15 protein-coding genes and 1 tRNA gene are annotated in these 20,444 nt (G+C 54.9%); 12 read left to right on the top strand and 4 right to left on the bottom strand.

Features of this window, described 5'->3' with window-relative positions; all coding sequences use genetic code 11:
- The 8 genes from GRX03_RS12295 to GRX03_RS12260 all read left to right on the top strand — a co-directional run bounded on the left by GRX03_RS12295 (position 1) and on the right by GRX03_RS12260 (position 12,094).
- Positions 1 to 1,101 carry a hypothetical protein gene (locus GRX03_RS12295; RefSeq protein WP_159764493.1) on the top strand — a complete coding sequence of 367 codons (1,101 nt, stop codon included), beginning with the start codon at positions 1 to 3 and terminating at the stop codon, positions 1,099 to 1,101.
- On the top strand, positions 1,098 to 3,272 hold the full coding sequence (locus GRX03_RS12290; protein WP_159764492.1) for a helicase HerA domain-containing protein: 2,175 nt from the start codon (positions 1,098 to 1,100) through the stop codon (positions 3,270 to 3,272). The genes GRX03_RS12295 and GRX03_RS12290 overlap by 4 nt, the downstream gene beginning before the upstream one ends.
- Entirely contained in the window at positions 3,272 to 4,249 is a 978-nt protein-coding gene (locus GRX03_RS12285) for a hypothetical protein (protein WP_159764491.1), read from the top strand. The genes GRX03_RS12290 and GRX03_RS12285 overlap by 1 nt, the downstream gene beginning before the upstream one ends.
- Positions 4,246 to 6,156 carry a type IV secretory system conjugative DNA transfer family protein gene (locus GRX03_RS12280; protein ID WP_159764490.1) on the top strand — a complete coding sequence of 637 codons (1,911 nt, stop codon included), beginning with the start codon at positions 4,246 to 4,248 and terminating at the stop codon, positions 6,154 to 6,156. The genes GRX03_RS12285 and GRX03_RS12280 overlap by 4 nt, the downstream gene beginning before the upstream one ends.
- Positions 6,149 to 6,565, top strand: a complete 417-nt coding sequence (locus GRX03_RS12275) for a hypothetical protein (protein ID WP_159764489.1) — start codon at positions 6,149 to 6,151, stop codon at positions 6,563 to 6,565. Before GRX03_RS12280 ends, GRX03_RS12275 begins: the two co-directional genes overlap by 8 nt.
- Positions 6,566 to 6,615: 50 nt before the next feature.
- Complete coding sequence (locus tag GRX03_RS12270) at positions 6,616 to 11,136, top strand: hypothetical protein (protein ID WP_201289230.1); 4,521 nt, start codon at positions 6,616 to 6,618, stop codon at positions 11,134 to 11,136.
- Positions 11,137 to 11,292: 156 nt separating this feature from the next.
- On the top strand, positions 11,293 to 11,595 hold the full coding sequence (locus GRX03_RS12265) for a ribbon-helix-helix domain-containing protein (protein WP_159764488.1): 303 nt from the start codon (positions 11,293 to 11,295) through the stop codon (positions 11,593 to 11,595).
- 13 nt (positions 11,596 to 11,608) lie between these two features.
- A complete protein-coding gene (locus tag GRX03_RS12260) occupies positions 11,609 to 12,094 on the top strand; it encodes a hypothetical protein (protein ID WP_159764487.1) in 486 nt (161 codons plus the stop codon).
- Between the two features lie 86 nt (positions 12,095 to 12,180).
- Here the strand turns inward: GRX03_RS12260 and GRX03_RS12255 are convergent, their stop codons facing one another.
- The 4 genes from GRX03_RS12255 to GRX03_RS12240 all read right to left on the bottom strand — a co-directional run bounded on the left by GRX03_RS12255 (position 12,181) and on the right by GRX03_RS12240 (position 14,804).
- On the bottom strand, positions 12,181 to 12,426 hold the full coding sequence (locus tag GRX03_RS12255) for a ribbon-helix-helix domain-containing protein (RefSeq protein ID WP_159764486.1): 246 nt from the start codon (positions 12,424 to 12,426) through the stop codon (positions 12,181 to 12,183).
- Positions 12,427 to 12,670: 244 nt separating this feature from the next.
- Positions 12,671 to 13,795, bottom strand: coding sequence for a tyrosine-type recombinase/integrase (locus tag GRX03_RS12250; RefSeq protein WP_159764485.1), 1,125 nt, complete (start codon positions 13,793 to 13,795; stop codon positions 12,671 to 12,673).
- Positions 13,796 to 13,991: 196 nt separating this feature from the next.
- Positions 13,992 to 14,063 (bottom strand) — tRNA-Thr (locus GRX03_RS12245).
- 60 nt (positions 14,064 to 14,123) lie between these two features.
- Positions 14,124 to 14,804, bottom strand: coding sequence for a DUF7114 family protein (locus GRX03_RS12240; protein ID WP_159764484.1), 681 nt, complete (start codon positions 14,802 to 14,804; stop codon positions 14,124 to 14,126).
- A gap of 60 nt (positions 14,805 to 14,864) precedes the next feature.
- On the opposite strand from GRX03_RS12240, the gene GRX03_RS12235 reads away from it, so the two are divergent.
- The 4 genes from GRX03_RS12235 to GRX03_RS12220 all read left to right on the top strand — a co-directional run bounded on the left by GRX03_RS12235 (position 14,865) and on the right by GRX03_RS12220 (position 20,432).
- A complete protein-coding gene (locus tag GRX03_RS12235; protein WP_159764483.1) occupies positions 14,865 to 15,548 on the top strand; it encodes an enoyl-CoA hydratase/isomerase family protein in 684 nt (227 codons plus the stop codon).
- A gap of 100 nt (positions 15,549 to 15,648) precedes the next feature.
- A complete protein-coding gene (locus tag GRX03_RS12230; RefSeq protein ID WP_159764482.1) occupies positions 15,649 to 16,125 on the top strand; it encodes a DUF5804 family protein in 477 nt (158 codons plus the stop codon).
- Positions 16,126 to 16,185: 60 nt separating this feature from the next.
- Positions 16,186 to 19,434: an oligosaccharyl transferase, archaeosortase A system-associated gene (locus tag GRX03_RS12225; RefSeq protein ID WP_159764481.1), complete on the top strand. Its 3,249-nt coding sequence runs from the start codon at positions 16,186 to 16,188 to the stop codon at positions 19,432 to 19,434.
- Between the two features lie 26 nt (positions 19,435 to 19,460).
- Positions 19,461 to 20,432 (top strand): DUF368 domain-containing protein, encoded by a 972-nt coding sequence (locus tag GRX03_RS12220; protein WP_368278392.1) that lies wholly within the window; start codon positions 19,461 to 19,463, stop codon positions 20,430 to 20,432.
- The last annotated feature ends 12 nt before the right edge of the window (positions 20,433 to 20,444 follow it).

Genomic DNA, 20,444 nt, shown 5'->3' with positions numbered 1-20,444 from the left:
ATGAACACGTACGCGTACGGAGCTGCACTGGCTGCCGCTATCTTGATCGCTGCTAGTTTCACTGGATTGGCAGCAGCCGACACGCATCAAGAGCAGCCGGAACCGCCGGAAGAAGAAGAGGAAGACGGTTCCGGCATCAGTCTTGATCCGATTGTCGGTCCGCTTGAAGATCTGGTAGGGCTATTGAGTGACTGGCAGGGAAAACTGGTGGAAATACTGAAATCGATTTTCTACCAGCCATTTCGGGACTTAGTCCAGGCTCTGGTCAGATACGTCTACGATGCTGTGACCACGACACCATCCGTCCAGCATAGTTCGGCAGTACAGGAAGTCCACCAGCAGGTACTCTACATCAGTTACCTGCTTGCTACGGTGGTCTTCATGGCTGCGGGACTGCTCTACATGACCGGGCCAATTCTGGGGTTCTCGTTCGCTGAGGTCCGGATGATGCTTCCACGAGTTATCATTGCTCTAGTCTTCGGTGCATTCTCCTTACCGTTACTGGAACTTGTCGTTGAGTTAATAAACGCTCTAAATACGGCTTTTGCTCCAACTGGTATGGAAGTCTCCATTAGGGAACTGTTTGGCCTGGGCTCAGGGCTTATCCTTGCGGTTGTCGTGAAAGCTACCGCTCTACTCGCTCTGGTAGTGTTGTTCATTCTTAGGGCAGTATACATTCTGTTTGTCGCCGCTATCAGCCCCTTGCTCGCTCTCATGTGGAGTATTCCAAGAGTGAAACGTTACGCCAACACGTTCATCGCCGGATGGTTCGCAGCACTGATCTTCGCACCACTTGATCTTCTGGTGCTCCGGTTTTCACTAGCGTTGATGAGAGGTGACGGTGCAACAGTACTACAGACTGCGGCAAACTGGCTTCTCGGTATCGCCAGCCTTGTTCTCCTACTGCTGGTGCCGTTTCAAGTCTGGTCAGCATCGCAAGCTGCAGTTGGTCAAGGATACCGAGTGAGTAGAACCGTGAAGAAACGTGTCGGCGGTATCCGGGAACGTGTTGGAGGCAAGGACCGGCGAGAGGCTTCTGAAAGGCGAAGAAACCGCGGTAGAAGAAGACATCCTCGTGAAAGGAGGAGTGAGTGGAAATGAGTCGAGTCGACTACCGGATGCCGGGCGGCCTAAATGTTCCTACCCAGTTCTTCGGGCAGTTCACCTGGAAGGAACTGCTGAGGATCGGTTTGTTCCCTGCCCTGTGTATCCTGCTTTTAGGTTCTACAGCGGGCCTCGCCTTGATGTTCTGGCTCACTGTTTCGCTACTGGTCGGGCTGGCCTGGTACGGATATCGGCCCTTCGACCGGTTTCTTGACGAACTCGCCGCAGATGCTGTCTCCTGGTATATCCGCTGGCGAAACCTCGAAGAAGACGGATTTGAAGAGGTTTCTGAAGACTACGTCGTTACTGAAACCGGTGAGGTCGCAGCCGCTATCGAGGTCGAACCGGCTAACTTGGAGATGCGGACTGAGACGGAGCAGCAGGCGTTGATCTCCATCTACCGCAGCCTCTTCGAGAGGGTGTCCTACCCAGTCCAGATATATTCCAGACAGAAGCCACTCTCGCTGAACGACTACAGAGACAATATCAGGGAGAACAGATCGCCAGACGATGTACTGAAGAACGACTACGTGGAGCATATCGACGAATTCAGCGACGCCAATCTTTCTCGGACAAGGCACTTTATCGTGGTTCGTGTCGGACGAGACAGTCAGCGCTGGATAGAAAAACAGCTCAGAGAACGGCTATCTATCCTCGAAGAGAAAGAAGAGGACATAGAAAGGCAAGTCCTTCTCAACGAACTTGACTCCCGGTGCAGAGATGTTCTGTCGACGTTGAACACCGGAGACCTCGCCGCACAGCGATTAGAGAAACGGGAGTTGGAAAATCTGATTCAGCAAGAACGGAGGCGAAACCCGCGTCCAAGCCCGTTCTACACCGGACAGCCGAAGGATGGCAGAGGAGAGTACAGGAAGACGGTGTACGTCACCGAATTCCCCTCATCTGTCGAGGCAGGATGGCTCGCACAGCTACAGAGAACAGATGGAATGGTCGATGTTGTCCAAGTCATCGAACCGAAAAGCACCGCAGAAACCTCGAAGAAACTGCAACGAATCTCCGAAAAGCTGAACGCAGAAATCGATTCGCTACTCCACCAAGGCTACCGCGGCACCAACAAGCTCGAAGGACTGTTAGAGGATACCGAGTGGTTCCTCGACCTACTTGCCAACCGGGAAGACCAGCCTGTCGACTACGGCGTCTACATCACCGTCCACAGTGAGGACCAGGAGACCTGCGACAGAACCTATCAAAAAGTCTGTAACCGGCTTGAAACCGTACAGATAGAATACGACCGGGCGGTCTTCCGAACGGTTGACGCACACTACACAGACTCGATGCTGTACACCGATCACCTGCGGGAAACGATGCTTCTACCCGCCAAGTGCGCAGCAGCAGGATTCACATTCGCAGTCCGAGATAACGTCCAAGAAAACGGCGTAATTTACGGCGTCGACACTTCAGACGAAGCACCTGCCCTATTCGACCGGTTTGACTGGAGCTCCCATTCGATGGCACGGATGGGTATGGTCGGCTCCGGAAAGAGCTACGCCACGAAGATCGAAATCCTTCGAGCCTCCCTCGCCTATCCCAACCTTCGGATCATCATCGTCGATCCGAAAAACGAGTACAGAAGCATCGCTCGAACCCTCGACGGCTCTACTTACACGCTCGGCAGGGACGAAGATTACAGCTTCAGCCACGATACAGTCTGCTTCCAGGTCGAAGAACGAGGTCAGGAAGAAAACACCGAACTCCTCGTTGACTTAGTGCAGCAGATCTACGCAGAAGTCAGTCAGGATCAACGGAAGACCTTGGTTGTAGTTGACGAGGTAAGAATCCTGATGAACGATGAAACCGGTCGTCGAATCCTGAACCGGTTTGTCCTCGAAGGACGGGACACGAACACCGCAGTTACGCTGATCTCACAGAACGCCTCCCACTTCACCTACTGCCGGGAAGGCCGGGAAATCTTGGACAACATACCCGGCAAGGTATTCATGCGGCACGACCGCGTCCCGGACTCCGTCGTAGAGTACTTCCAGCTCTCACAGCGGGAAAAACAGGAACTGTTCGAGCTCAAGACAGGTACCGACTCAGACCACAGTGAGGCACTGTTCAAGGTATCCGGGCTGATCGACACACGGCTCAGAATCGAGGCAACGCCGCAGGAGCACGCACTGATAGAGCCAAGAACGGAGGGAGAATAATGTCTCTGAGCCACCAGATACTCAATACCTATACGGAGGTCAACGAGGACGAAGCTACGGAACTCCGAGAAGGAACACCAGAAAAATACACTGTAGCAGTCAAACCGCCGAAAAACAAGAGTCTGCCAGCTACACTCGGACAACTGGTCCGAGGACTCACAGAAATACAGTCGTCGTTCTTCGGGGTGAAAAACGCTTCACCGACGGCCGCATTCGAGATCCGACGTGACATCCCGGACAGCCTTCGCTTCCAATTCACACTACCCACAAAGCGCTTAGAACGAAAATTAAGAACCCATCTCGCCACCGAAATACCCGACATAGGATTCGGATCCGGGGCTGACGGCCTCCCAGTAAAAGAGGGAGACACAGTCGGTGGCGGCATCCTAACCTTGGGCCGATTGGACCGCTACCCGTTACGCACAGAATTCGACACCCCACCCACGAACTCGGTTGCCTCAGCACTCCACCGGCACGCGATGCAGGACACCCGGGTAGTCATTCAGGTACTGTTCCGTCCGGTCGCAGGGAAACCATTGCGTCGGTGGTACTGGAAGCGGAGAGCCTACCAACGGATCGGCTACCTTCGAAAGGAGAAAGAGAAACTGTGGGGGAACAGGCCACCAACACCACGAGAACGAAAACAGGCAGACGCAGTCGAAGAAAAAGCCGGTACACGACGATTCCACACCTCAATACGGTTCTTCATCGCTGGAGCCGGAAAGTATACCCCAAGCCGAGTAAAGGAGCTTGCAGGCGGCTTCAACGTGTACGAGAGCGGAGAGACAGGCCAATATTTCGACGCAGTCACTATCACTACGCTCCGCGAGAAACGCCTCCTCAACTTCTCAGATACAGTAGCAAAGAGACGATTCGGTTATTGGAATCGCAGCTTCCAGGCCAGCCGTAACGAGCTTGCCGGCCTGATCGCACTTCCAGACCTCACCCAGGAAAACATCAACTACAGCAAACCATGAAACCAGACGAAGTCAAAAAGCTGATTGAGAGCACCGAAAACCAGGAAAGAACCTACCTCGGATCCCGGGAATCGATGTTCGAGGTCGAAGAACACGTCGGAATACAGGACGACAAACTACTGACTCACGTCCTAAACATCGGGCCTACAGGATTCGGGAAAAGCCAGTTGCTGCTTCACGTCGCACTACAAGACGCTTACAAAGGCCACGGCCTCTGCATCATCAACCCGAAAGGCGGTCTTATCGACGAATTCATCGCCAAACTCCCTGAGGACCGGATCGACGACGTGGTCTATATCAACCCTGGTCAGGAGCCGGTTACACCGGTTAACGTCCTTGAACCACACACTACGGAGGACATGAATACGACTCAGCTGGAGAACCAAAAGGAGATCATCGTCTCCGACCTCATCGACCTATTCAAACGCCAAAGTGAGAACTGGGGCGACCAATTCGGAAGAGTCCTGGAAACCCTGCTACGCGCACACCTCGACCTCAACATTAAGAAAAACGAATCGAAGACACTCGTCGATGTCTTCCGCTGCGTAATCCAAGACGAACCACTAACCGAACTCATCGACCAGACACAGGACTCAGTGATACGAGAACAGCTCGTCCGAGTCAAAGAGGACATGTCCTCATACGAAATGGAGCCGTTGCAGCGCCGGCTGAATGACTTCGTCATGAACCCGACCATCCGGAGAGTTATCGGGGCTGAAGAATCAGGAATTGACTTCAGAAAAGCAGTCAACGAAGGCAAAATCGTACTGGTAGATATCCAGAAAGGTGAAGTCGGCGGCACAGTCTCCGAACTCGTCGGATCCATCGTCACCACCAAGATCTGGGCAGCAGCACAGAGCCGGATCACACAATCCGCCGACGAGAGACAATTCTTCCACCTCTTCGTCGACGAACTCCAGAACTTCGCCGGTGAAGGAAGCAACTTCGCCAAAATCCTCTCAGAAGCACGCGAATACCGGCTCGGCTGCTGGCTCGCAACCCAGTACCTCCACCAGTTAGCACCCGAAATGCGTAGAGCAGTTGCAAACAACTGCCGGACCAAGACCGTCTTCAACCCCAGTGGAAGCGAAGACACAGCCCGTATAGCAGCAATGCTCCAAGGAATCGACAAAACCACGTTAACATCCCTTGGAAAATACCGGGCTGCACTTCAGAAACCATCGGAGAAAAATCAGAGAAACGCGGTCATCTTCGACACCTACCCGCCCTGGGAAACCGACTACAGCAACGTCGACAAAATAAAGAAGGAGAAAGCGGCGGCCTCCACCGCCGAGGACAATATCGCATTAACCCAGTCCCTCGGGGAATCACAAAACGCCGGTAAAGAACAACACCAAGAACTGCTTGCGGAAGCCAAGAAACACCTCGAAGAACGCGGATTCCAGGTCAACCTGCTTTACCAGGACCAGGGCGATGAAAAACCGGACGGCCACATCCACCTGCCGAACGGAGAAATCGCACACCTCGAAGCCGAAAACTCCACCCTCTCCAAACCAGGAAAAGTACTCAAAAACCTGCAACGCGCCGAAGAAGAGAATCGAGAAGTCTTCTTCATTGTCCAAGACGGCGAAGCAGCAAAACTGGAAAACATCCTGTCAGATCCGGTCAATAGGAGAGGCAGTGAACACGAAGACGAGAACGGCAGCTACAGCCACTACAAGAAAGACGGAGAGCCCGTTACCGACGTTGAAGAACTGAAACAAGCAGAGTACCGTATACTTGAACTTACCGGCGACGAGTTAGAGGAACAGGACGAAGTCGAAAACAATTGTCCTGAATTAGAGGGGAACAGCCGTGAAGACCTGGAAAACTTCTGCCTATACCGCGACGACTCGGGGTTCTGCTCCGCATTAGAAACCGAATGCGTCCTACAAGCCGATGACTGACAACACACAACTCAGAGACAAAGAACACCTCATCCTCCAGCAAATCAACAGCGGCAACGACGACGTACAAAAAATCACAGCAGCAACCACTCTCGAAAACCACCACGTCACATACGCATTCCAAAAACTCGAAGAACACGGACTTATAGAAGTCTCAAAACCTGACGGCATGGTAGAAAGAGTCATCGACGGACAAAAACGCGTATTCCAACACCCCAAACAAGCAGAACTCACTGAAAAAGGAGAACAGTACCTTCAACACTCGGAACCAGAGGATCTAGACGATTACGAGAATCTGAGTCACAGAGAGCTTGTCCAACGAATACACCAACTTGAACAGGATATGGCAGAACTACAGCAGTCGTTCCAAACATTCCGAAAACAGGTTCAAAACCACTTGGAACGCTGATTCACGTCTTCCCGTTACCATTTTAACGATTGACACCGCTATGGCAGGTAATGGAGTTCTCTTCCATAGGCGAGGCACTCCGGGAGTATTTCGCCCTCGGAAGAGACACTGTTTTGCGATATTCTACGTTTGAAGATGAAACTAATTTCACAAAATCGATTGCATGGGCTGTTGGATCTCTAGGTCTGACGGTTGCAGGGTTCCAGTCTTTCCTCAGAAGCTCTGATCTCTCCAAGCCCGGCCTAGCTGTACTCTCCATAGTCTCAATCATCCTACTTCCATTACTTATCAATCGATACACTGCCAAATCAGCCGAGAGAACTACAGAAAAAGAATTTCATACGACAAAAGGTCGATTCAAGGTTATAACAACTTACCTCCTTATCGGGATTGTCGCAGTTCTACTGCTTTACAGTATAGGGGTTCTTACAATATCAGACTTAGTTTTCCTTGATCTAGGTATAGTAGATATACTGTTTGGGACTGGTCTAGTGTTCCTATTCACGCTTGCAGCAGCTTTAGCCAACTATTCCACAATCACTGAGAAATACCCGTCTCTCCAAGAGGTCCTAACTACATTCGAAGGAGAATCAAACGAAAAACTGGATCGGATCGATAACGAAATCGAAGGCATCGGCCATATCCCCCGATCAGAAACTAGCCGAATTATAGAAAGCATCGAAGACCAAGACAACCCCGATAATTCGATAATCAAGGGGCGTGGTGGTGTTGGAAAAAGCGGGATACTGAAACGAGTATGCGAAGAAAGCAACCACCAACTACTCTTCATCGACGCAAGTGCTCATGCAACGATCTCATCCGACTCCGACATATTCGATGGTCTTGAAACATCTTTGAAGAGATGTATCCATCAGGTATCAGCAAACAGAACCTTGGTAGTTATTTTTGATCAATTAGACGACACTACAAGAGAAACAGGAGAAGTATACAGTGAGATAATTGATTCAGTCGCACAATTAAACGGAGTCGGCGTAATATTCGCGTGCCGAACATACGAATTAGACAACTATGATGAATTCCAAGATCTCACCGTTTCTGGATATTTCGACAACGAGATCGAGGTCAACACTCTAAGTGAAACCCAAGCCGAGGAGCATCTAGAAGAATTGGGAATCACCTCGCCCACCCAAGACTTGATCGAACTCTGTGAAGAAATAGAATACCTTGATGTAATAGGGACACTAGTCGCAGAAGGATCAGACCTGGAGGACGTAACAGAACAGGTCGCGGTCTGGGAGGAATATCGAGAACTCTTGGCAGAAGATCACCCTAGCGACGGTCAGCGGAGAGGTGATCAAGTAATCGATAGAGCAGTTGAACACGCAATTGAAACCACTGAAAGCGGGAACTCCGTATTTTCCGTGGATGAAATCCTATGGACCGATAGGGAATTGCTCTCGATCGGGGCTATACGGAGAGTTACAGAATCGGGGAGAGACCGTGTATTCCGATTCAGGCACCGCCAATTCCAGTTATACCTCTATGCCTGGCAACTAGTCAATCGAACCGTCGATGACGAACACTTGTTCCAAGATGTCATCAACGATCTATCCGAGAATATCAGTAATGACGTGGTCAAGTGGATGTTTGCGGTCTATACTGATAGGGAAGAGGAGTTACCGGAGGGCGCAGATGATTTTTTGGAAGAAGTCCTTGACGAAGAAGGGTTCCAATTCTACTGGGCATCGAAGATACTGGATGTCGTGAAACGATGGGACGCCTCTGTGAATACGCCAGTCACTGAAACAGTCCTTGAAAAACTCGAATCAAGAGAAAAACTCTACAATTACTTCTTCGATGAAGAGACCGACACTTCTTGGATTCAGGCCTTGGTGGATACGGACAGATTCCAAAGCCCTCCGCGACACCTTCTGGCCTACCTCCACGATATCGCAAGTCTACATCCTGAAGAAGTCAGTTCCGTAATCAGGGAGAATATTAGCGGTTTAGATCGAAGCGAGAAAGCGTTGGTGGTCTCCATCATCCAGGAATTACCTCTGGAATATCGGGTTGATCTTTATGATGTTGTGAAAGACGGCCTAGACGAGTTGGAACCGCGGCTCGATATGTACTATTCTCGGTCCGCGGAACTCGCTGAAGATCTCGTGAATGGAGAGCATTTTGATGAGGGACTAGACCTGATTGATTCACTGCTCACTATTCGTCTAGAAGCCGAGCCGGAGGGACGCAATGAGGATATCATGGGTTCATATTATCTGACTTCATTATTCGAAGAAGGAACCCTTGAGAGATTAGTACGAAATCGCCCGAATCAAACGCTCGAACTATTCGAGGAAAAACTGAATGATGCTGCCACCGTGAGAGCGGAGGCAAGAGAAAAGGAAGTTGTCGACATCCATTTCTTCCACCAGTTTGCGGTTTCCAACTTTAGTATAGAAAAAGACGACAGGAATAAGCCATTTGAATTATTTGTTGGGTTCCTTCGAGAAACAATTGATATCTGGTTTGAATTATCTGATGTAAAGTCTCAACGAGAAAAAATTGCGGAATATCTTGATTCGAACGTTATACTCCGTGGATTTGGATTCTATCTGCTCCGTGAACACAGTGAAGACCACACCGACTTGGTTGGAGAAGAGCTGATTGATGAAGAGAATTACCGGGACAATCGATTAACGAAAGAATTTAACCTGTTACTGAAGCACGGGTTCAGTTCTCTCCCAGAAGATCAACAACAAGAGGTAGTTGAAGTGATAACCTCGGTTCCGGTTCGTGATTCCTTTGAGCGGATTGCCGAGGATAGACAGGACGAGTTCGAAGACACAAGTGTAGAAGAATTTGTCGAAAGGCGCTCCGATCGATGGATCAGGGATCGGCTCTGGCCTATCAGGGCAGATCTATCCGAAGAAGCGGAAGAGCAGCTCTCTGAACTACTTGATCAATTCGAAGACGAACCAGAAGATCCTGAAGCACCCGCGATAAGAGGCGGGTTTGTCTCACATGAAAGCCCAGAACCCAGATCCGAACTCGAAGAATACTCTCCAAGTGAGCTGATCGATTTCTGTATCGAAGAACCCTTTGAGGAGCAAGAATGGTATGAATCAGCTATAGAAGGATCTGGAAGGACGGGGTCGGTGGAGGAAATTGGGAGACAGGGAGCAGCGGAAGAAATTGCAGATATAATCTTGGACAACCCAGAAGAATATGCCACTGAAATATCAAGGCTTCGAGAAGCCCCTGCATCCTACTCAAACCGGCTTCTTGGACACCTGAGAGACCGGATGGGAGACGAACGAGAAATATTAGACAGCCAAGGTTTCCGAGAAGCACTTTGGGAACTCTCTGAAAGTATAATCGCGGATACAGAGGAATGGCCGAAACACACGAGAAAACGAGTAGGATGGCTCCTCAGAGATGGATTCAGCAATACTGATCTGTACGAATACTTCCTACAAGAAGAAGACAGAGTTCGAGAAATCATCTTAACCCTAGCAGATGATCCTGATCCAGACATTAGTACAGACCGGCCTCCGGAAGGATACGCAGGCCACAATGATCCATCACATACGGCATTAAACACGGTGCGCCCAGTAGCTGTAGATGCCCTCATAATCTATGCGCGACGGGTAGCCGTTGACAAGGACTCAGAACCTGACTCAAAAGTAATTGAAAAATTGGAGGAGAGAATGAACGATATCTCGCTCGGGGTTCACTCCGTCTTCGGTCGGCGACTCCTAACTCTGTGGCCTGTTGACGAGGACTGGATGATAAATCATCTGACAGACATTTTTCCGCGTAGCCAGAGTCAAAAAGACACGGAAAGATTTACTGCAGCTTGGGACTCCTATGTCGCGTTCAGCCAATCTCATCCCGATGTTTTCCCGTACTTGAGGAAGTATTACTTCCATGCTATCGACTTAATGGCCGAAGGCAAGACTACCGAGACAATAAACGCCGACCAGCAAATGGCCGGACATCTCCTTGGGAACTACCTATTTGAGTACGATCTTGAAGAATGGTCTGAGTCTTTACTAGCCTATCTGTATGATCGTGGCGATCCAGATCTAGCAAGACAAGTCGCGTGGAATCTCTGGAGATGGGGAGAAGATCAGGAAGAGGACAAAGCTTACGATAAATGGGATAAAACCCGGTCACTATGGGAAAGGCGAGTTGAACAAGTGGGTGATGATGACACGTATTCGGAAGAAATCACATGGTTTGTCCGCTACCTAAGCCATGTTGGAAATAGAGTTGATTTATCTGAGGTCGACGATCTTCTGAGAAGATCGATATTCCATATCGGTAATCATCAACACAGCATGGGTGTCTGGTCAACTCTGGAAGAATATCTATCACATCAAGCAGCAGACTACACAGAGACCGCAGTAGGGATTTTCCACAAGCTTGTCACGGGGTATCAGAGACCGTTTGGACAGGATTTCAACGATGATGTGGCAGACATCCTACGCCCAGCATTCGAGGAGTTCGAATCCGGTGACGAAGTCTATACTAAAGCCTTCGAAACCGCTCAAATTTACGCCTCTGAGAGAGACGACCGAGCTCAAACTTTTCTCGACAATAACCACTGAACCCATTTCCAGAATCTGGTTCTCTCTACCGATTCGATGACTCTGTCAGGCTACTCTCTGAGGCAGTTACACTATTCTGTGATCCAGGAGTGTATACTCGATTGAAGAAACTTATTTAAAATTGTGGTCACAATGTACATACATTAGGTGAGTTGAATGGGAAGTACCAGAGTTAATTTCCGTCTCCCAGAAAACCTGGTTGAGAAGGCGGATGTGGCAGCAGAAGTCACGCACAAGAACCGGACTGAGATAATAGTAGAAGCACTACAAGACTACTTGGACGACATAGAGGACGACGAAAAATTCAAAGAAGCAGTCGTGGAACTCTACCTCGACGACCAGATCGGATTTGAAGTCCTCAAAGAATTTATCGGTAGACAGGACGCCGAATCCGTCCGTGCCTCAAAAAACATTCTCGACCAGGGCGAAGACTTGGCCGACGACCTCGCAGAACTGTAGAGGCTGAAAAGAAATGATCATAGCGGATACAAGCGCACTCGTTTCACTCGCCTCTATCGACCTCCTCAACATTTTTCTAACAGAATTCAACGTCCACACCACCGAAACAGTAATTGAAGAACTGGAAGACACCGCAGAATACAACGACAACCCTGGAAACGCCGCAGAAAATGTACTCAAAAATTTAAGTCAGATAACTACTCATCAAGTTAAAGAAGAATTCACGTCTTCTCGCGTGGACCAAGGAGAAGGAAGCTGTGCACTCCTCACTCAGGAAATAGATGCGGAGTTCTTGATCACTGACGATCTCCGAGCACTCCCAGAACTTCAGACAGTAGCGGACGCCCAGGTGGCGATCTCGCCCATCGTACTGAAAGCACTCATCCAGAGAGACGTACTGGAGCACGAGGAAGCACTAAACAAACTGGACGACCTCGCAGAACAACGAGACTGGCTCGGCGCACCCATCTACAGAAGAGCCAAGAACCTGTTCGAGTAGGACCTGCTTTACCCCATACATCTTTCAAATCTCCAGAGCCCCATACTAAGGGCTTCAACCGCGCCTTCCTGGACATCGAGTTCCATTCAATACAACCCTAGTTCCTCGTCTAACTCTTCCAATGTGTAGCCTTCCGACTCTTCTTCTTCGTACTTTTTTATTCGTTTCCGCAGCTTCTCTGCTACTTCTGGGCGTAGAACAAGGTCTTCCTCGACTTTGTCCCGCAGTGCTTCACGCACGCACTCAGAAGTACTATTGTAGTTTTTTCTTTGAGCTACCGCTTCTATCTCGTTTTTCTGGTCATCCGGCAGCTTAATCGTCAACGACGCCACAAAATCTCACCATAGTAAGACCACGGTAAGAAAATATTAAATATCTAACCTACCACCCCGGAACACCTTAGAAAATCAGCACCGAAAACAGGTGTGCCAACCAACACCAGGTCAGAAGATCAGCCCTGAATCAGCCACTACCAATCACTCCCTGGTTTGAAAAAAGGGTTTGAAACAGGTCCTAAACTCCAACGACTAACCGTTGTATACGGGATTTACAGAAGAGAGAAAGGAAGAGAATTTTTCAGTCTATGTTGTTGACGGCGTCTTGTTGCCGGGCCGTCGAACTGTGCTCGTACTTCTCTGTCGTTCTCTTCGATTTATGCCGGCACTGCTGCGCTGCAACAGCTAACCCTTCCTCCTCGGCTACGTAGGTCGCAGTACTGTGCCGTATCGAGTACGGCGTGAGATCACGGTTCTCCAAGTCCAGATTAGCTTCTTCGGCAATCTTCCGGAACACGTCCCTGAACGAATCCTTGTCGTACCTGTTACCGTACATCGTCAGCCACAACGCATCCCGGCCATCGTACTTCTCCCGTGTCTCCCGCTCATCAACCCAACGCTTCAGGATCTGACTAGTCTCCTCTTTCAACGCCACTATCCAGTTCTCCCGGTTCTTACTGGACTCCTCTCTCGGGATACGAAGTATACCATTTTGTGTATCAACCCAGGAAACGTTGGCACGTTTGATTTCGATAGGACGTAGGCCCGCATCCAACGCAACATGAATCATCGAAGTATACTTGAACGAGTTAGCCTTCTGCCAGTCCTTCATCGTGATTTCTTCCTTCGGCTTCTGCAAACGCTGCGCAAGATACGTCTTCCACCTCTCACGCTCCTCAGGAGTCACCGAGTTGTAATGCGGCACACTCCCGTACTCCATAGCCGCCTCCCGGAGCTTACGGCGATCATCCCTGGTAAGATAATCCCGAGGTGTATAAGTCGTAGACGGATCACTATACTCAATTTCCGGATCCCACTCCACATCCTTGTTACGCGCGTGCCTCTTCCACTTGAACAACGTCTTCGCCGCCTTCTGATAGTGGCACTTCGTAGACTCCTTCATCTCCTGCCGCGCCAAATGCCGCATCCAGTCATCCGCATCATCAGTAGTTAAATCCTGAACGTACCGGCCCTCACGATCCCAAACAAAACGGTAAAACAGATCCAACCGATTCATCCTGTTCTTCGCAGTGGAATGGCTGTAACCTTCCGCCTTGTCCGGATTCTTTCCAAGCGCAAGCATCCACTCCGCGAGCTCTCGCCGGTGTTCACGATATGTAACCTCCTGCCTCGGATTTAGATATTCTTGAGCATCCTCTGTCACGAGGACAATTCCATCAACCTTGTTCTCATCGCTGTGCGTCATCTTCGACACCTCTGTCTAGAAGCTAGAACTAGAGGCCACCAAGTTTTAAATATATACTGTAATATGCCTGACTGTTCTTCGTAACCGCATGACTGCGTCGGCCCAGGAGAAACACACCCGGGTACTCGTTCTTGCATGGTGTACATTGTTTCACCGACGAAGAACCCGGTAACTACCGGACGTAACAAGGAAAGAGAGCCTAGGCCGGAATTTGAATCCGGGGTCTCGTCCTTACCAAGGACGCGCTTTACCGCTAAGCTACCCAGGCGCGCATACGGTGATTGCCGCGAGTGATCTTTGAACGTTTCGGTTCGATCCGACCGTGCGATCAGTCATCAACCGATGTCGTCAGGCCATCGCTGCCGCTCTGGTCGGCAATCAGCCCGCGGAGTCGATCGCAATCGACATCGGCCAGAAACCGCTCGGCGGGTGGAAAGCCATCGTCGGCGACGCTCTCGGCGAGTTCGGCGGCGAACGACTGGACGTTCGGCGAGACTGTCCGGTCACCGACCGTGGTGCCCGCGACGGCAGCCAACTCCAGCGCGTCGGCTTCGAGGTTGCGCGCGAGCGAGTCGTCGCCAGTCTCGCGTTGAACCGTCTGGTCGCGGCCGAACGCCCGAACCGTTTCGACCGCTCGATCCGACGCCTCCGTCTTGGCGAGCAGATAGAACCCGCGTGCGACGAGTACGTCCGCGACGAGAATATCCAGATCTCCGCTCTCACTCGTTCCGGTCTCCCACGGCTCCTCCGACGCGAGTCGACGAGTGAGGCGGAGTCCGTCGTAGATGAGTTGCACGCCCGCGGCACGTTCGCCGACCGGGTCGGCGAGTTCGTCATCGGTCGCCTGTGAGACTGTACTCGACGTTGCGCGTGCGAATCTGATGGTCAGTACACCCGGTGCCATCGATCCCTGATCGAGCCACTCGGCAATGCGCTCGTGTAACCCCGCGGGTTCGACATCCCGCACGGCACCGAGCGCCGCCCGACGCGTCGCCCCGGCTTCGTCCATTACCCCGCTCTAGCGGGAGGAAAGGCAAAGAACTTTGGAAACCACCGCCCTGGACAGCCCATGATTACCACAGACGTGAGGGGGGCCGTGCGAACGGTGACCCTCGACCGGCCAGACCGGCGCAACGCGCTCACCAGCGAGGGACTCGACGAACTACAGGCGGCCATCGACGACGCCACGGAACCGGTCCTGTATCTCTGCGGGGAGGGCGAGGCGTTCTGTGCCGGTGCGGATCTGGACACCGTCCGCTCGCTCGACGAGGAGTCCGCTGCGGCGTTCGCCGAGAGAGGGCAAACCGTCGCACACGCGCTCGCGAACTACGACGGCGCGGTCGTTGCCGGTGTCGACGGGCCGGCCCGCGGCGGCGGCGTCGAGTTGGCGCTGGCCTGTGATCTACGGGTCGCGACGCCGGCGGCGACGTTCGCTGAAAACGGGGTCAGTCTCGGCCTGTTCGGGGCGTGGGGCGGCACGGCTCGACTGCCGCGGGTCGTCGGAGAGGGCGTCGCGCTCGACATCGCACTCTCGGGCCGAGTCCTCGACGCTGAGGAGGCGTACGACCACGGCCTCTGCAGTCGAGTCACCGAACGGCCGCGGCGCGTGGCCGACTCCCTCGCAGAGAACGACCCGACCGCGATGAGACGGATCAAAGAGCGGATCCGCGACACCGGGGCCGTCGAGGACCAGCAACGCCGGGAGCGTGCGGCGTTCACGGAGCTAATCGGAGCCCTCGACGACGGGTCGTGATCCCAGGCGGAGCGTGCGAAACCACTATCACCGCCGGAATCGCAACACCGTACGAACGCCAGATGAGACGAGTCGATCCACCGGCCCGGAGGGGGTGGCGATGACCCGGGTCTGTCTGCTGGGCGAGGAGGAGACCAACCTCCAGTACGAGCTACTCTCCCGGGAGACGGCTCGCGATGCGCTGGCCGCGTACGAGATCACCGAGCCCTTCGAGAACGCCCTCGCCGTCGAAACGGTCAGTCTCGGAGCGGCGGTCTCGCTGTTGAACGACCTCGACTGGTATCTGACTCGGTTCGTCTCGGACGCCTTCGTCCGCGATCCGTCGATCAGCAGCGAGGAGTGGCTCTCGCGTGCTCTCGCAACGGCGATCCGAAACGACGACGTCGACCCGGCCGACAGCGGGCGGTTCCTCCGCGTCTACGGCGTCGAGACCGACGACGGAGAGGGGGAGACGAAGCCGCGGCTGGTCGAACCGATGCTCGTGACACGAACCGGCGCGGAGATTCCCGAGTACGATCTCCGGGAGGTCGACCGGACTGTGATCGTGCGGCTGACCGAGTCCGAGTTCGGAGCGTGACCGAGCGGGTGTCGGTATATTACATAAGGCTTATGCGCGCACTGCTTCTGTCATCTGCTAATGAGCAACTGGCGGGAACAGCTGGCAGACGAATCCGAGACAAAGGCAGTGATAGACTGGCTGACGGAGTTCTATCACTATCCGTTGCTCGTCTTTCTCGTCGGGTTCGTCTTCTGGAACCGGATCCGCAACTGGCGGAACTTCATCTACGAGGGACAGGTGTATTACAGCGGAAACGACCCGTGGTACAACCACCGCTCGGCGGAGTACGCCACGGAGAACTTCCTCGGCACGATGCCGTTCGATCCCTGGACGTATTTCCCGTACGGGACCTCCACGGGGCAGTTCGGGGCGCTGTTCGATCAGATCATCGCGCTGCTCGCGCTCATCCTGGGACTCGGCTCGCCGAGCAGTAGCCTCTTCGATCACGTCGTACTGCTCGCGCCGCCGCTGTTCGCGGTCGCGATCTGCATCCCGGCGTATCTGATCGGGCGACGCCTCGGCGGTCGGTTCGGGGGGCTGGTGGTCGTCGGCTTCATCGCCTTCGCGCCGGACCGGTTCCTCCAGATGACCCTCGCCGGGCACACCCAACACCACGCGGCCGAGGCGCTGTTCATGACGCTGTCGATTCTCGGCGTCATGGTGTCGCTTTCGGTCGCAGAGGAGGAACGGCCGGTGTACGAACTGATCGCGGCCGGCGAGATTTCGGCGCTTCGGCGGACCATCGGCTGGTCGATACTCACCGGGATCGCGATGGGGATGTATCTCTGGGCGTGGCCCCCGGGCGCCTGGCTGTTCGGTATCCTCGCTGTCTTCTTCATCTTCCATCTCTCCTTCGAGCACCTCCGGGGCCGGAGTCCGGAGCACACGGCGTTTGTCGGCGTCATCAGCCTCACGACGGCGGGAGTGCTCCAGTTGAGCACGATTCGAACTTTTGACATGGGCGTGGCGAGTCGGTCGTTCGTACAGCCGGGGCTGGCCTTCGTCGTCGCGCTCGGACTCGTCTTCATGGCCTGGCTCTCTCGCGAGGTCGACAGCCGGGACCTGTCCCGGTCGGCGTATCCGGGAATCGTCGGAGGACTGCTCGTCGTCGGAGTCGTGTTCGTCGCCCTCGCCCTCCCGAGCCTGTTCGACTTTTTCATCTCGCAGGTCGACCGCGTCTTCGGCTTCATCACCTCCCCGGGGACGACCGCCGGGACGATCGGTGAAGCTCAACCGCCGGAGAACCCACAGCAGTATCTCTACGACCGGTACGGACTGGGTATCGTCACCGCGGGCGTCGGCGCGGCCGTGATTCTCGGCCGGCAGGCGCTGAAACGAGAGCCGGAAGGCCAGCAGTTGCTGATGGTCTTCTGGGCGGCGTTTATGATCGCGGCCACGATGACACAGACCCGGTTCGGCTACTATCTCACCGTGCCGATCGGAGCGCTCAACGCGACGGTCGCCGGGTTCCTGATCCAGACGATCGGGACGCCGGACACCGACGAGTTCACCATCGAAACCCACCAGGTGCTGACGCTCGTGTTGATCGTGATGGTGATGTTCGTTCCGTTGCTCGGGCTGCCGTACACGGGCGTCGACCGGACGGCGACGGAACGGGCTGACAACCTCTCTCAGCCCGGCAACGTGCTCGTCTGGGACCAGAGCCTCCAGTGGATGGAGGAGAACACGCCCGAACCGGGACGGTACAACAACCCGGACGGCGAGGCCATGGATTACCTGGGAACGTACAAGCGGACTGAAAACTACGAGTACCCCCAGGGAGCGTACGGAGTGTTGTCCTGGTGGGACTACGGCCACTGGATAACGAACCGCGCAGAGCGGATTCCGAACGCGAACCCGTTCCAGCAGGGCGTTCAATCAGCGGCGAGGTTCCTCCTGGCGCAAAACGAGTCCGAGGCACTCACCACGCTCGAAAAGGAGTTCGACGAGAGCCAGGGCGCGGAGACCCGATACGTGATGATCGACTGGCAGATGGCCGAGACGGAGGGCCAGGTCGGCGGGAAGTACTTCGCGCCGGCAGAGTTCCACCCGGACTACTCGACGGATGACTTCTACCAGCGGGTCATCAATCCGTCGGCGAACCCGCGCCAGCTGACCTCCGCCCAGGAGATCTTCCAGCAGACGATGCTGATCGCTCACGATCAGCGATACTACAACTCGATGCTGACCCGCCTCTATCACTACCACGGGAGTTCACGGGCCCCCGAGGCGATCGGTGTCGAACGGCTGCCGGGTGCCGGCCAGCCGGCGGTCCGGTCGTTCGGTAGCCTCCAGGAGGCCCGTCAGTGGGCGTCTCAGTCCGACACGAGACAGGTCGGCGGCGTCGGAGTGCTGCCCGAGGAGCGCGTCGAGGCGCTGAAGCACTTCCGGCTGGTACACATGAGCGAAACGTCCGCGGTGCCGTCACAGGGAGACGAGAACGTCCAGGAGCTAGCCAACAGCGGCGTCAGTTTCGGGCGGTTGAGCGTGATTCAGCGGGACCTCTCGAACTCCGGAATCACACAGGCGTACCGGAGTATGCTGGGTCCGAACAGGACACAGCAGGCGATCCTGCGGTCACAGCGGGCGCTGCAGGGCTCGAACCCGGCGTGGGTGAAGACCTTCGAGCGCGTCCCCGGCGCGACGATCCAGGGCGAGAACGGGCCGGAGAACGGAACCCTGCGGCTCAGCGTGCCGATCAAGCCACCGAACGGCAACGAGTTCCAGTACACGCAGCGGATCGAAACTGACGAAGACGGGACGTTCAACACGACGGTGCCGTACTCGACGACCGGCTACGACGAGATCGGTGTCGAGGACGGACACACCAACGTCAGCGCCCGTGCGAACGGGAGCTACCGGATCACCGGCTTCAGTTCGGAGGAGCAGGCCCTCTACAGCGGCCAGTTCAACGTCTCCGAGGAAGCCGTCGTCACCGAGGACTCGGAGCCGATCTCCGTCGAACTCGACAAGCGGGACTTCGGGACCGACGAGAACGAGTCTGAGTCCGGGCAGGTCCAGTCGGCGACCGTCAGCGAGCCCGCCGACCAGATCACCGTCGAGTTCAACGGGGAGACGACCGTCGCCGACCCGACGGCCGCGGCCGCGAGGATGAACGCGACTGTCAACGGCGAGCCCGTCGAGGTGACGGGAGTCTCCAGCGGCGAGGTGAACACGGCCGTCACCGTCTCACTGGCCGAGCCGGTCGCGGCCGGTGACTCCGTCGAACTCAGCTACTCCACCAGGCAGAACGATCCGGCGATCATCATCGGTACCCGACCGATCGAGTCGTTCACGACGGGCGTAGAGAACAACGTCGGCAGCTGAGCGCCGAGCGTCGAGAGATACAAACAGTGGATCACCGAGACCGAACCGAGACGGCAGCGCACGACGGCGGCGTACTGGCGTTGCTGACGATCTATCTGAAAGGGCTCGCGATGGGGAGCGCCGACGCCGTCCCCGGTGTCTCGGGGGGCACGATTGCGCTGATCGTCGGCGTCTACGAACGGTTGATCAGCGCGCTCACCGAACTCGACCCCGCCGTCGTGAGACATCTTCGGACAGCCCACCGCCGATCCGGCCGCCGGGCGCTGGCCCGGGAGTTGCGGGCGATGGACGTGCCGTTTCTGGTCGCCCTCGGCGGCGGGATGGCGACCGCAGTGGTGGTGCTCGCCCGGGTCGTCGAGTTCGCCCTGGAGGTCGTCCCGGGCCCGACCTTCGCCTTCTTTTTCGGGCTGATCGGGGCGTCCGCGCTCGTGCTCGCCCGACGGGACTGGCTCCGCGGGCCACGCCAGGCCGGAGCCGGGGTCGTCGGCTTCCTGTTCGCGTTCGCTCTCGCCGGCGTCTCCGGCGGCGGCTCCATCCCGAGTTCGCTGCCGGTGATCTTCGTCGCCGGGTCGGTCGCGATCAGCGGTATGCTGTTGCCGGGCATCTCCGGGGCCTTCATCCTGCTGTTGCTCGGCCAGTACGAGACCATGACCGAGACGCTGAACGGCTTCGTCGACGGGCTGTTGGCGCTGGGGCGAAACGGGATCACGGCCACGCTCGTTCAGGACGGAATTCGGATCGCGGCCTTCCTCTCGGGGGCGGCGGTCGGCGTGTTCACCGTCGCGTACGTGGTGCGGTGGGCGCTGGATCACTACCGGCAGGCGACGCTGGTCTTCCTCGTGAGCCTGATGCTCGGCTCGCTTCGGCTGCCGGTGCTCGAAGTGCTCGCAGTCACGGAGTCGACGGCGACCGGGATCGGTACCGTCGTCGGTGCCGCCGTGTTCGGTGCCGTACTCGTGGTCGGTCTCGACAGATCGACCGCGGACCTCTCGTATTGAGCGACAAAACGC

The sequence above is a fragment of the Halovenus carboxidivorans genome, from assembly GCF_009831575.1.
Classification (GTDB): domain Archaea; phylum Halobacteriota; class Halobacteria; order Halobacteriales; family Haloarculaceae; genus Halovenus; species Halovenus carboxidivorans.
The sequence above is the reverse complement of the archived record's forward strand: the minus strand, read 5'-3'. Positions and strand labels throughout refer to the sequence as shown.

Bases quoted from the DNA above. Each gene is read 5' to 3' on its own strand.
- GRX03_RS12295 (WP_159764493.1), top strand. From the start codon at position 1: ATGAACACGTACGCGTACGGAGCTGCACTGGCTGCCGCTATCTTGATC.
- GRX03_RS12290 (WP_159764492.1), top strand. From the start codon at position 1,098: ATGAGTCGAGTCGACTACCGGATGCCGGGCGGCCTAAATGTTCCTACC.
- GRX03_RS12285 (WP_159764491.1), top strand. From the start codon at position 3,272: ATGTCTCTGAGCCACCAGATACTCAATACCTATACGGAGGTCAACGAG.
- GRX03_RS12280 (WP_159764490.1), top strand. From the start codon at position 4,246: ATGAAACCAGACGAAGTCAAAAAGCTGATTGAGAGCACCGAAAACCAG.
- GRX03_RS12275 (WP_159764489.1), top strand. From the start codon at position 6,149: ATGACTGACAACACACAACTCAGAGACAAAGAACACCTCATCCTCCAG.
- GRX03_RS12270 (WP_201289230.1), top strand. From the start codon at position 6,616: ATGGAGTTCTCTTCCATAGGCGAGGCACTCCGGGAGTATTTCGCCCTC.
- GRX03_RS12265 (WP_159764488.1), top strand. From the start codon at position 11,293: ATGGGAAGTACCAGAGTTAATTTCCGTCTCCCAGAAAACCTGGTTGAG.
- GRX03_RS12260 (WP_159764487.1), top strand. From the start codon at position 11,609: ATGATCATAGCGGATACAAGCGCACTCGTTTCACTCGCCTCTATCGAC.
- GRX03_RS12250 (WP_159764485.1), bottom strand. From the start codon at position 13,795: ATGACGCACAGCGATGAGAACAAGGTTGATGGAATTGTCCTCGTGACA.
- GRX03_RS12240 (WP_159764484.1), bottom strand. From the start codon at position 14,804: ATGGACGAAGCCGGGGCGACGCGTCGGGCGGCGCTCGGTGCCGTGCGG.
- GRX03_RS12235 (WP_159764483.1), top strand. From the start codon at position 14,865: ATGATTACCACAGACGTGAGGGGGGCCGTGCGAACGGTGACCCTCGAC.
- GRX03_RS12230 (WP_159764482.1), top strand. From the start codon at position 15,649: ATGACCCGGGTCTGTCTGCTGGGCGAGGAGGAGACCAACCTCCAGTAC.
- GRX03_RS12225 (WP_159764481.1), top strand. From the start codon at position 16,186: ATGAGCAACTGGCGGGAACAGCTGGCAGACGAATCCGAGACAAAGGCA.